We start from the raw sequence: 11532 nt of genomic DNA, 5'->3' as shown, positions 1-11532 counted from the left end.
CACGGTGCACGGTCTGTCGGACGGTGTGGGCTTGGCCGCCTGGTGCGGCGTTGCAGCCGGGCACGATGCGTGGAAGCGCGCACCGGGTGACGACTTACGCACGGTGCGGACTGGAGGCGCGGGGCCGGGCCGCCCCGCGCCTCCCGCCCGGCACGGTGCACGGTCTGTCGGACGGTGTGGGCTTGGCCGCCTGGTGCGGCGTTGCAGCCGGGCACGATGCGTGGAAGCTCGCACCGGGTGACGACTTACGCACGGTGCGGACTGGAGGCGCGGGGCCGGGCCGCCCCGCGCCTCCCGTCCGCACGTGTCCCGGAACGGGGCCACCGTCGCGTCACCGGGACGCGCTACGGTTCGCGCATGACCGCTTCACCGGCCGCCGTCGTGCCGCAGCGCACCGACCGGCGCGCGCTCGTCTCCTGGGCGCTCTGGGACTGGGGTTCCGCCGCGTTCAACGCGGTCGTCACCACCTTCGTGTTCAGCACGTACCTGGCCAGCCGGGCGTTCGTGGACCCGGCGCTCGTCGGTGACACGTCCGCGGCGGGCAAGGCGATCGTGGAACGCGAACTCGCCCACAACGCCGCCGTCGTCTCGACCGCACTGACCATCGCGGGGATCGTCGTGGCGCTCGTGGCACCGGCGATGGGACGGCTCGCAGACTCCTCCGGGCACCGTCGCCGCTCGGTCCTCATCGCCACGATCGGCGTCGCACTGTCGATCGGTGGCATGGTCTTCGTCGCGCCGAGCCAGCCGTACCTGCTGCTCGGCGCGGCCCTGCTCGGCATCGGGACCGTCGCCTACGAGATCGCGAGCGTCGGCTACAACGCCATGATCGGGCAGATCGCACACGGGGAGCGCACCGGTCGTGTGTCCGCGATCGGCTGGGCTGCCGGGTACTTCGGCGGCATCGTCCTGCTCGTGCTGCTGCTCGTGCTCTGCATCCAGGACTTCCGGGGCGACGGCGTCGTCGGCGGGCTCCTGCAGCTGCCGGCCACGGTCGCCGCCGGCCAGTGGGACGTCCGCGTCGCGATCGGGATCGCCGCCGTCTGGCTCGCCGTCAGCTCGATCCCGCTGTTCCTCACCGTGCCCGAGGCTGTGCCGGACCGCACCCGCGGCGGCGGCGTCCTCGGGGCCTACGCCGACCTGGTGCGGGACATCGCCCGGCTGTGGCGGGAGCGCCGCAACGTCCTCGCGTTCCTGCTCGCCAGCGCAGTCTTCCGCGACGGCGTCGGGGCGGTCTTCACCTTCGGCGGGATCGTCGCCGCCCAGGTGTTCGGGTTCAGTGCGTCCGAGGTCATCCTGTTCGCCATCGCCGCGAACGTCGTCGCCGGGATCGCGACGTTCGTCTCCGGACGGCTCGACGACCGGTTCGGCTCACGCGCGCTCATCATGGTGTCGCTCGTCGGGCTCGCCCTGTGCGGGGTCGGGGTGTTCGTCGCCGGCACCCGGACGGAGTGGTTCTGGGTGCTCGGACTGACCCTCGCCGTGTTCGTCGGCCCCGTGCAGTCGTCGTCGCGGGCGTACCTGGCGCGCCTGGCCGTGCCCGGCCGCGAGGGGGAGCTCTTCGGCCTCTACGCCACCACCGGCCGGGCCGCCTCGTTCCTCGCGCCGGCGCTGTTCGGCGTCGCGGTGACCGTCGGCGGGTCGACGCGCTTCGGGATCCTCGGGGTGGTCGTCGTGCTCGTCGCGGGGTTGGTCCTGATGGCGTTCGTCAAGCCGGAACCGCGGGTCGCGCGCGCCTGAGCCGTGTCCTGTCTGAGGTGCGGCCTTCTGTCGGCCCGGCCTGGAGGCGCGGTGCCCGTCCGTCCACAGGCTGCGGTTGTGCGCACGGTTCCGCACAGGGCCGTGGTCGCGTCGGGCGGCCCGGGCTGCGGTGCGCCAGGATGGGTGCATGACCGACCAGCGCATCGCCGTCGTCGTCCTCGCCGCCGGGCAGGGCACGCGCATGAAGTCGTCCACGCCCAAGGTGCTGCACCGGCTCGCCGGGCTGCCGCTCATCGGGCACGTCCTGCGGACGGCGTCGTCCCTCAGCCCCGAGCACGTCGCCGTCGTCGTGCGGCACGAGCGTGACCTCGTCGCGGCCGAGGTCGTGGAGCGCGCGCCCGACGCGATCGTCGTCGACCAGGACGACGTCCCCGGCACCGGCCGTGCGGTCGAGGTGGCCGTCCAGGCGCTCCCGGCCGACTTCGACGGTGCCGTCGTGGTGCTGTCCGGCGACGTTCCGCTGCTCGACGCGGCGTCCCTCCGGCTCCTCGTCGACGCACACATCGGTGCCGCCAACGCCGTGACGCTCGTCAGCGCGATCGCCCCCGACCCGACGGGCCTCGGCCGCGTGGTCCGCGACGCCTCCGGTGCGTTCGTCGGGGTCGTCGAGCACAAGGACGCCACCGACGCGCAGCGCACGATCACCGAGACCAACGCCGGTATCTACGCCTTCGACGCAGCGCACCTCCGTGCCGCGCTGCCCGGGCTCACCACCGCCAACGCCCAGGGCGAGAAGTACATCACCGACGCACCGACGCTCATCGCCGAGCGCGGTGGGATCATCGACGTCGTCACCCTCACCGACCAGTGGCTCGTCGCCGGCATCAACGACCGCGCGCAGCTGTCCGACGCCGCCCGTGAACTCAACGCCCGCATCGTCCGGCAGCACCAGCTCGCCGGCGTCACCGTGCAGGACCCCGCGACCACCTGGATCGACCTCGACGTCACCATCGAGCCCGATGCCGAGGTCCTGCCCGGCACCCAGCTCATCGGCGCCACCGCGATCGCCGCCGGCGCCGTCGTCGGACCGGACACCACGCTCCGCGACACCGAGGTCGGGGCCCGCGCCACCGTGAACCGCGTCGACGCCACCCTCGCCGTGATCGGGGACGGCGCCTCGGTCGGCCCGTTCGCCTACCTGCGGCCGGGCACGATCCTCGGTGACGACGGCAAGATCGGTACCTTCGTCGAGACGAAGAACGCCCGGATCGGCCGCGGCAGCAAGGTCCCGCACCTGTCCTACATCGGCGACGCCGAGGTGGGCGAGGACTCGAACATCGGCGCGAACACCATCACCGCGAACTACGACGGCGTGCACAAGCACCGCACCGAGGTCGGCTCGAACGTCCGTACAGGCTCGCACAACGTGTTCGTCGCCCCCGTTAGGATTGGTGACGGTGCGTACACCGGTGCCGGGACCACCGTCCGCAAGGACGTCCCGGCCGGATCCCTCGCGATCAGCTACGCCCCACAGCGCAACACCGACGGATGGGTCGAGGAACACCGACCCGGCACTCCGGCGGCCGAGGCTGCTCGGCTCGCGAACGGCGAATAGATCCTGGCGACCACCCGTCGCCGACATCGACCCCTCGTGGGTCAGGGAGTGAGCACCGCACTTGTCCGGAATCAAGACAACCGGCCAGAAACGACTCGTCCTCGTCTCGGGGCGAGCACACCCGGCGCTCTCTGCCGAGATCGCGGAGGAGCTCGGGGTCGACCTCGTGCCGACCGATGCCCGGACGTTCGCGAACGGTGAGCTCTACGCCCGCTTCGACGAGTCGGTCCGTGGCTGCGACGCCTTCGTCATCCAGTCGCACACCGCGCCGATCAACGAGTGGCTCATGGAGCAGCTCATCATGGTCGACGCGCTGAAGCGTGCCTCGGCGAAGCGCATCACGGTCGTGGCGCCGTTCTACCCCTACGCCCGCCAGGACAAGAAGGGCCGCGGCCGCGAGCCGATCTCGGCCCGCCTCGTCGCCGACCTGTTTAAGGCCGCCGGCGCGCACCGCATCATGAGCGTCGACCTGCACGCCGCGCAGATCCAGGGCTTCTTCGACGGCCCCGTCGACCACCTGTTCGCCATGCCGGTGCTGCTCGAGCGCTTCCGCCAGATCCTCGACCCGAAGACGCTGACCGTGGTGTCGCCCGACATGGGCCGCGTCCGCGTCGCCGACATCTGGTCCGAGAAGCTCGGCGCCCCGCTCGCCATCATCCACAAGCGCCGCGACCCGCTCGTGCCGAACCAGGTCTCCGTGCACGAGATCGTCGGCGACGTCAGCGGCCGCGTGTGCCTGCTCGTCGACGACCTCATCGACACCGGCCGCACGATCGCCAAGGCGGCCGAGGCGCTCAAGAACGCCGGTGCCACCGGTGTCGTCGTCGCCGCGACCCACGCCGTGTTCTCGGACCCGGCGACCGAGCTGCTGCAGAGCGAGTTCATCGACCGCGTGGTCGTGACGGACACCCTGCCCCTGCCGATGGAGAAGCGCTGGGACCGCCTCGAGGTCCTGCCGATCGCGCCGCTCATCGCCCGCGCCATCCACGAGGTCTTCGACGACGGTTCGGTGACGTCGATGTTCGATGGCGCCGCTTGACCCACCCCGCGCGTGACGCCCTCGCGGCCCGGCTCCGGGCCGCGGGGAGCGTCTTCGCCGAGGACGAAGCAGACCTGTTGCTCGAGGCCGGCGACGGTGAGCCCGTCCGGCTCCGGACGCTCGTGCAGCGTCGGCTCGCCGGTGAGCCCCTCGAGTACGTGCTCGGTTGGGCGGCGTTCGACGGGCACCGCATCCGGGTGACCCCGGGAGTGTTCGTGCCGCGTGCGCGCACCACCGTCGTCGTCGAACACGCTGCGCGCCGGCTGCAGCGCTACGACCGCGTGGTCGACCTGTGCTGCGGCGCCGGCGCGATCTCGGTCGCCCTGTTCGGTCGCGTCGGCGCACTCGACCTCGTCGCCACTGACATCGACCCGGATGCGGTCGACGTCGCGGCCGAGAACGTCGGGGACCGCGGCATCGTCGTCGCGGGCGACCTGTTCGCCCCGCTGCCCGACCGGTTCCGCGGGGCCGTGGCGGTCATCGCGGTGAACGCCCCGTACGTGCCGACGGCCTCGATCGAGCTGATGCCAGCCGAGGCCCGGGAGCACGAGCACCGCGTCGCCCTCGACGGCGGCGCGGACGGCCTCGACTTGCACCGGCGGATCGCTGCGGGCGCTGGGGAGTGGCTCCGTCCCGGTGGCGCGGTCGTGATCGAGGTGTCGGAGGCCCAGGCCGAGGCGTCCGCCGCTGCGTTCACGGCTGCCGGCTTCACCACCGAGGTCGAGCGCGACGCCGAGGTCGACGGCACCTGCGTCGTCGCGACCCTGCCCGCCTGACCCTCGTCTGCCCGCCTGGCCCTGGTCCTGGTCTGCCTGCCTGGCGCCGGCGCCGAGCGGTCACGACATGCCGCTCAGGTCCGCCGAGGTGGCACGAAGTGTCGCCTGCGCGCCCGCGAACCGACGCGTTCTGCGACCTCGGCGCGACGCACGTGGCGTGTCGCGCGACCCGGGCGAGGCGCGGGGCGGGCCGGCACCGGGCCTCCAGGCCGTCGGGTGGCCGGAGCGCGCCGGTGCCGAGTGGTCACGACATGCCGCACAGGTTCGCCGAGGTGGCACGAAGTGTCGCCTGCGCGCCCGCGAACCGACACTTTCTGCACCCCGGCCCGACGCACGTGGCGTGTCGCGCGACCCGGGCGAGGGGCGGGGCGGGCCGGCACCGGGCCTCCAGGCCTTCGGGCGACCGGAGCGCGCCGGCGACGAGTGGTCACGACACACCGCTCAGGTTCGCCGAGGCGGCACGAAGTGTCGCCCGCGCGCCCACGAACCGACGCTTTCTGCCAGCTTGACGGCTGCCCGCGGGCGTGTCGCAGACCCGCTTCCGGACGGTCAGCGCGCGTCGACCGTCACGGTGTGCCAGCCCGTCGCACCGTTCGGCGCCGGCGGACGGTCCACGCTCGTCTGCACCTCGCCGTCGGCGCTGGTCGCACGCACCTCGATCCGGTGTGACCCCGCGGTCGGTGTCCAGCGGAACACCCACTGTCGCCAGGTGTCCGCGGACACCGAGTCGGCCAGTTCGGCGCGCTGCCAGTCGCCGCCTCCGACACGGACCTCGACCGCCTTGACGCCGGTGTGCGGCTGCCAGGCGACCCCGGCGATCGCGACCGGCTTGCCCGCGGTCACGGTCGTGCCGTTGCGCGGGGTGTCGATGCGGGACTCGAGCTTGACCGGGCCGCGCTCGGACCAGCCGCGCGGGGTCCAGTAGCCCTGCGCGTCGGCGAACCGGGTGACCTCGAGCTCGGTGACCCACTTCGTCGCCGAGACGTAGCCGAACAGGCCCGGCACGACCATCCGCACCGGGAACCCGTGCTCGGTCGGCAGGGGTTCGCCGTTCATCCCGACCGCGAGCAGCGCCGCTGTGCCGTCGTCCTGCAGCACGTCGAGCGGCGTGCCGGCCGAGAACCCGTCGACACTGCGGGAGAGCACCATGTCGGCGTCGCCCGTGGGCCGGGCCCGTGCGAGGAGCTCCCGGATCGGGTAGCCGAGCCAGCGCGCGGTGCCGATGAGCTCGCCGCCGACCTCGTTCGACACGCAGCTCAGCGTGGCGACGTGCTCCTCGAGCGGCAGCGCGAGCAGTTCGTCCCACGTCAGCGTGATCTCCTGCTCGACCGCACCGTGGATCCGGAGCGACCAGTCGGCGGGGTCGACCTGCGGCACCCGAAGGGCCGTGTCGATCCGGTAGAAGTCGGCGTTCGGCGTGATGTAGGGCGTGATGCCGTCGACGTCGAGCGAAGCACCCGCGGGGACGGCCGGACCGCTCGTCGCCGCGGCGGGCAGACGGATGGCCCGCCTGGCAGCGGCGGCCGCCTGCATCGCGGACGACCCCAGCCGGGAGGCGGTGCCCACCACGACCGCGAGGGTCGCCGTCCCGACGCCCCAGACCAGGAACGCGCGGCGCTCCGCCGAGGCAGGACGCGGTGCCGCGGTCGGCACGGCTGCCGCGGCCTCCCACCGGCGGAGTCGCCGGAGCAGCAGACGCAGGACGACCACGGCCGCCGCGATGCCGAGCACCGTCGGGGCCCCGTCCCAGGTCCCGCTACCCGAGCGGGTGCTCACGGCCAGGAGCGCCAGCACCCCGCCGGCAGCGAAGACGAGCGCACCGAAGGGCGGTCGGGCCCGTTCGAGGACACCGGCACCGGCGCTGATCGCGATGACGATCACGGTCATGAGCACGAACAGGGCGACCTTGTCCCCGGTGCCGAACACGGCGACCATGACGTCCTTCGCGGCAGGAGGAGCGAGGTCGATGACCGCGGACCCGACGGCCACGAGGGGACTGCCTGCACCGCCGAGCAGCAGTGCGCCGAACTCGGCGACCCCGAGGAACGCGGCAGCGGCCACGATGCCGACGGCCGCTGCGAACAGGGTCGGGTGTCGGGTCGGACCGGTGTCGGGACCGTCGGGCGGGCTCGCCGTCGGTCGGCCGATCGGTTCGTCCGTCGTCTCGGTGGTCACCGCCCGAGCGTAGGTCGCCGCGCCGCTCGTGGGCTGTGTGTCGGCTTCCCCGGGCGTTCATCGGGTCCGGCCAGCAGTCGGCGGGCGGCTCGTGGGAGGATCGGACCGTGCTGCAGCGTCCCGATGGTGTCCCGCGGTCCGGTCGTGCCCGCGGTGCGGGTCGGACGCCGATGTCGCCGGCACGTCGGCTCTCGACGCTGCGCTGGGTGATCGTCGCCGTCTGGTTGGCCGTGCTGATCACCCGGATCGTCGTGCTCTCGGTGGTGCCGGGCGCGGATCTGTCCTGGTACGGCCTCGTCGAGTTCGGGGCGATCGCCCTCGGTCTCGTGGCCATCGCGATCGCGGTGGTGCGGACTGCGTCAGCACGGCGACGGCAGGCCGACGAGGCCCTCGCCCTCGCCATCCGCCGGATCGACCCGACCGTCTGGCTGGTGCCGGCGGCGCCGACGCCCGAGCTCCGTGGGGTCGTCGACGAGGTCCGGCCGGACACCCGCCTCGGGTCACGCGTCACCTGGGCCTTCGGCGCCACCGAGGCGTCGCTGTGGGAACTCGACGAACGCCGGGCGACCCGACTGCTCGTGATCCGGTGGAGTCGCGTCGTGCACGTCGGGCTCGAGGACGTGGCGGAAGACGTTGCGGAGGGCATCGCGGAGCATGCCGGCGGCTCGGGCGGCGCTCGCCGTGCGTGCGCGGTGGCGATCCATCACATCCGCCCGGACGACACCCCGGCCGTGGCGACCTTCTTCGTCCGGACCGCCCCGGGCTCTGGTCGGCTGCTCGGGCGCGGTCCGCGGCTGGACCGGCTCGTGTCGGACCTGGCACGCGAACGCATCGTCGCCTGACCCGACCGTTCGGCTGATGCCTCGGAAGGCCCCGCGGTCCGCGAGGCCCCCCGACGCTCAGGATCGTCAGTGCGTGGACGGCTCCTGCTCGACCTCGCGGCGGTCGTCGTCGGACCACAGCGTGTGGAAGGTGCCGTCCTTGTCGATGCGCTGGTAGGTGTGCGCACCGAAGAAGTCGCGCTGCCCCTGGATCAGCGACGCGGGCAGACGATCGGAGGCGAGCGAGTCGAAGTACGACAGCGCCGACGAGAAGCCCGGCGCGGGGACGCCCGACGCGGCAGCGATGCCCACGATGCGGCGCCAGGCGGCCTCGCCCTCGGACACCGCGTTCGCGAAGTACGGGTCGACCAGCAGGCTCTCGAGCGAGGGGTTCTCGTCGTACGCCTCGACGATGCGGTTCAGGAACTGGGCGCGGATGATGCAGCCGCCCCGCCAGATCTTCGCGACGTTGCCGAGGTCGATGTCCCAGCCGTACTCCTTCGCCCCGGCGATGATGAGGTCGAAGCCCTGCGCGTACGCGACGACCTTCGAGGCGTACAGCGCCGCCCGGACGTCGTCGGCGAAGGTGTCCGGCACCTCGGCGAGCTGCGGACGGTTCGTGATCGACTTCTGGACGGCCGCGCGCTGGACCGGCTTCGACGAGACGGCACGGGCGAACACGGCCTCGCCGATGCCCGAGACGGGGATGCCGAGGCCGACCGCGTTCTGCACGGTCCAGACGCCGGTGCCCTTGGAGCCGGCTTCGTCGCGGATGACGTCGACCAGGGGCTTGCCGGTGTCGGCGTCGCGCTGCTTGAGGACCTCGCCCGTGATCTCGATCAGGTAGGACTCGAGGTCGCCCTTGTTCCACTCGTCGAACACCTGGACCAGGTCCTCCACCGACAGCCCGCCGACACGACGGAGCAGGTCGTACGACTCGGCGATGAGCTGCATGTCGGCGTACTCGATGCCGTTGTGCACCATCTTCACGAAGTGCCCGGCACCGTCGGTGCCGATGTGGGTCACGCACGGTTCACCCTCGGCCACCGCGGCGATCGACTTCAGGATCGGGCCGAGCGTCTCCCAGGCCTCCTTCGAGCCGCCGGGCATGATCGACGGGCCGTTCAGCGCGCCCTCTTCACCACCCGAGATACCGGTACCGACGAAGTTCAGACCCTTCTCGCGCAGGTCGTGTTCACGTCGGATGGTGTCGTGGAAGTTGGCATTGCCACCGTCGACGATGATGTCGCCCGGTTCGAAGCGCTCGGCGAGCTGCCCGATCACGGCGTCGGTGCCCTTGCCGGCCTGCACCATGATGATCGCGGTGCGGGGCTTGGACAACGAGGCGACGAAACCGTCGATGTCCTCGGACGCGATGAACCCGGCGTCGCCGTGCTCCTGGAGCAGTTCCTCGGTGCGGGCGTACGTGCGGTTGTACACCGCCACCGTGTTGCCCTCGCGCGATGCGAGGTTGCGGGCGAGGTTCGAACCCATCACCGCGAGTCCGACGACTCCGATGTTCGCCTGACCGTTGTTGTCTGCCACGAGGGCCTCCTTTGTCCTGACGTTGGCGCCCAACCTACGACCGGCGGTCTGGGATCGCACAGGTGTTCCGGGAACTGGGGACCAGAGTTCACCGGATCAATACTGTGGAGGGATGAGCGAGCTCGCTGTCCACCCGCCCGTCCTCGTGATGGGCGTCTCCGGCTCCGGCAAGTCCACCATCGGCCAGGCCCTCACCGACGCCCTGGTGGCGCGGGGCGAACCGTGCGTCTTCGTCGACGCCGACGACCTGCACCCGGCGGCGAACAAGGAGAAGATGCGGCAGGGCACCCCGCTCACCGACGAGGACCGCTGGCCGTGGCTCGAGGCCTGTGCCGACCGGATCGCCGCGGTCGAGGCCGACGGGTCTCGGTGCGTGATGGCGAACTCGGCGCTCAAGCGGGCCTACCGCGACCGCCTGCGCGCGTCCGCACCGGGTCTCGTCATCGCCTTCCTCGACGGCTCTCGCGGCCTCATCGCCGAACGGCAGTCCCACCGCCAGCACGAGTACATGCCGACGACGCTGCTCGACTCGCAGTTCGCGACCCTCGAGCGGCCGCAGTCCGACGAGACCGCCGTTGCCGTGTCGATCGACGGCTCGGTCGACCACACCGTGCGGGAGATCCTCGCCGCGCTCGCGGTCACTTCCGGCTGACGACCCATCGACGACCTGCGGTGGATCCGGGCAGTCCCTCCACAGGCTGCCGCGCGGCCGTCGTCATCCCCAACCGGTTCCGAACTCCGCGTGCGTCGTGGGAGACGTTCGTACCGTCGTTCCATGACCACGATCGCTGTCGCCCGTTCAGATACCACCGTTGATACCATCGACGCCATGGCCATGACCCTCCGACTCGACGACGCCGAGGCAGCGGCCTTGCGCAAGCGTGCCGACCTCGAGGAGCGCTCGATGCAGGACGTCGCCCGAGCCGCCATCCGCGAGTACGTCGAGCAGCACAGCCGCAGCGATCTGATCGACGGCATCCTCGACCGAGAGCTCCCGCGCTACGCCGAGGCGCTCGAACGACTCGGCAAGTGATCCACCTCACGACCGACGAGGCGTTGCACATCGCTCGACGGAGCCTGGGGGCTGACGACGCGGTCCGCGACGTCGGACTGCTCGAGGCGGCGGTCGCGCGACCCGCCGCGTCGGTGGGCGGGAACGACGCCTACCCGACTCTGGTCGACAAGGCTGCGGCGCTCGTCCACTCCGCCGTCCGGAACCACGCCCTGGTCGACGGCAACAAGCGCCTCGGCCTGATGCTGCTCGTGGTCTTCCTCGGCGTGAACGGAGTCCGGCTCCACGCCTCGAACGATCAGGCGTACGACTTCATCGTCGCGATCGCCGAAGGGGAACTCGATGCCGTGCCGGAGATCGCCGCGGCTCTGAGCTCGATGGTCTCGGACGACTGACAGGCCGCTTGAACGGACAGCGGTCAGCGATCAGCGGCGCACCGCACTGATCGCCCCGTGCGGCCGGTGCCCCGAGTCCGTGCGGGTGTGGACGTCCACCACGTCGAAGCCCGCTTCGTCCAGCAGCGCCACCAGGGACGCGACCGGCCAGCGGTACGCGGTGACGACCGCGTGGTCGAAGGCCTCGACCGCGGCGCCCTCGAAGAACCCGAGCAGCAGCCCACCGCCGGGGGTGAGCACCCGGCGGAACTCGTCCAGGGGCCCACCGATCCGCGACGGCTCGTGGTGGATCACCGAGTACCAGGCCAGGACCCCGTCGACGCTGCCGTCCGCGAGCGGGAGCGCGTCGAGCGACCCGACCCGGAAGTCGACCGAGGCGTCGTGCGTCCGTCGTGCGTGCTCGACGAACTCCGGCGCCGCGTCGATGCCGATGACACGATTCCCCTGCCGTGC

At 71.9% G+C, this 11532-nt stretch carries 11 protein-coding genes; 8 read left to right on the top strand and 3 right to left on the bottom strand.

Annotation, left to right across the window (positions count from 1 at the left end):
- The first annotated feature begins 357 nt into the window (after positions 1-357).
- From KK097_RS17425 to KK097_RS17410, 4 genes are all read left to right on the top strand, one after another.
- The gene (locus KK097_RS17425) at positions 358-1740 is read left to right on the top strand and encodes an MFS transporter (protein ID WP_214529076.1); all 1383 of its coding nucleotides are present in this window, start codon (positions 358-360) and stop codon (positions 1738-1740) included.
- A 148-nt stretch (positions 1741-1888) separates the two neighbouring features.
- Positions 1889-3316 carry a bifunctional UDP-N-acetylglucosamine diphosphorylase/glucosamine-1-phosphate N-acetyltransferase GlmU gene (gene glmU / locus KK097_RS17420; RefSeq protein ID WP_214545592.1) on the top strand — a complete coding sequence of 476 codons (1428 nt, stop codon included), beginning with the start codon at positions 1889-1891 and terminating at the stop codon, positions 3314-3316.
- Positions 3317-3377: 61 nt separating this feature from the next.
- Positions 3378-4355 carry a ribose-phosphate diphosphokinase gene (locus tag KK097_RS17415; protein WP_111090688.1) on the top strand — a complete coding sequence of 326 codons (978 nt, stop codon included), beginning with the start codon at positions 3378-3380 and terminating at the stop codon, positions 4353-4355.
- On the top strand, positions 4352-5131 hold the full coding sequence (locus KK097_RS17410; RefSeq protein ID WP_214545591.1) for a putative protein N(5)-glutamine methyltransferase: 780 nt from the start codon (positions 4352-4354) through the stop codon (positions 5129-5131). Before KK097_RS17415 ends, KK097_RS17410 begins: the two co-directional genes overlap by 4 nt.
- 549 nt (positions 5132-5680) lie before the next feature.
- Here the strand turns inward: KK097_RS17410 and KK097_RS17405 are convergent.
- Positions 5681-7306, bottom strand: a complete 1626-nt coding sequence (locus tag KK097_RS17405; RefSeq protein WP_214545590.1) for a molybdopterin-dependent oxidoreductase — start codon at positions 7304-7306, stop codon at positions 5681-5683.
- Positions 7307-7413: 107 nt separating this feature from the next.
- On the opposite strand from KK097_RS17405, the gene KK097_RS17400 reads away from it, so the two are divergent.
- Positions 7414-8148: a hypothetical protein gene (locus tag KK097_RS17400; protein ID WP_214545589.1), complete on the top strand. Its 735-nt coding sequence runs from the start codon at positions 7414-7416 to the stop codon at positions 8146-8148.
- Between the two features lie 66 nt (positions 8149-8214).
- Here KK097_RS17400 and gnd read toward each other — a convergent pair whose 3' ends face one another.
- Positions 8215-9672 carry an NADP-dependent phosphogluconate dehydrogenase gene (gene gnd, locus KK097_RS17395; protein WP_214545588.1) on the bottom strand — a complete coding sequence of 486 codons (1458 nt, stop codon included), beginning with the start codon at positions 9670-9672 and terminating at the stop codon, positions 8215-8217.
- Between the two features lie 112 nt (positions 9673-9784).
- Between gnd and KK097_RS17390 the strand changes: the two genes are divergently transcribed.
- From KK097_RS17390 to KK097_RS17380, 3 genes are all read left to right on the top strand, one after another.
- Positions 9785-10324 carry a gluconokinase gene (locus tag KK097_RS17390; protein ID WP_214545587.1) on the top strand — a complete coding sequence of 180 codons (540 nt, stop codon included), beginning with the start codon at positions 9785-9787 and terminating at the stop codon, positions 10322-10324.
- Between the two features lie 123 nt (positions 10325-10447).
- Positions 10448-10705, top strand: coding sequence for a ribbon-helix-helix protein, CopG family (locus tag KK097_RS17385; RefSeq protein WP_250896895.1), 258 nt, complete (start codon positions 10448-10450; stop codon positions 10703-10705).
- Entirely contained in the window at positions 10702-11079 is a 378-nt protein-coding gene (locus KK097_RS17380; RefSeq protein ID WP_214545586.1) for a type II toxin-antitoxin system death-on-curing family toxin, read from the top strand. The genes KK097_RS17385 and KK097_RS17380 overlap by 4 nt, the downstream gene beginning before the upstream one ends.
- Positions 11080-11109: 30 nt before the next feature.
- Here KK097_RS17380 and KK097_RS17375 read toward each other — a convergent pair.
- The coding region (locus KK097_RS17375) for a class I SAM-dependent methyltransferase (protein ID WP_214545585.1) at positions 11110-11532 on the bottom strand (423 nt) is incomplete at its 5' end.

The sequence above is a fragment of the Curtobacterium flaccumfaciens genome (genome assembly GCF_018598405.1).
Lineage (GTDB): Bacteria > Actinomycetota > Actinomycetes > Actinomycetales > Microbacteriaceae > Curtobacterium > Curtobacterium aurantiacum.
This window is presented reverse-complemented; position numbering and strand designations above follow the sequence as displayed.

Excerpts from the sequence above, each read along its gene's own strand:
- KK097_RS17385 (WP_250896895.1), top strand. The coding sequence starts at position 10,448 with ATGACCACGATCGCTGTCGCCCGTTCAGATACCACCGTTGATACCATC.
- KK097_RS17390 (WP_214545587.1), top strand. The coding sequence starts at position 9,785 with ATGAGCGAGCTCGCTGTCCACCCGCCCGTCCTCGTGATGGGCGTCTCC.
- KK097_RS17425 (WP_214529076.1), top strand. The coding sequence starts at position 358 with ATGACCGCTTCACCGGCCGCCGTCGTGCCGCAGCGCACCGACCGGCGC.
- glmU (WP_214545592.1), top strand. The coding sequence starts at position 1,889 with ATGACCGACCAGCGCATCGCCGTCGTCGTCCTCGCCGCCGGGCAGGGC.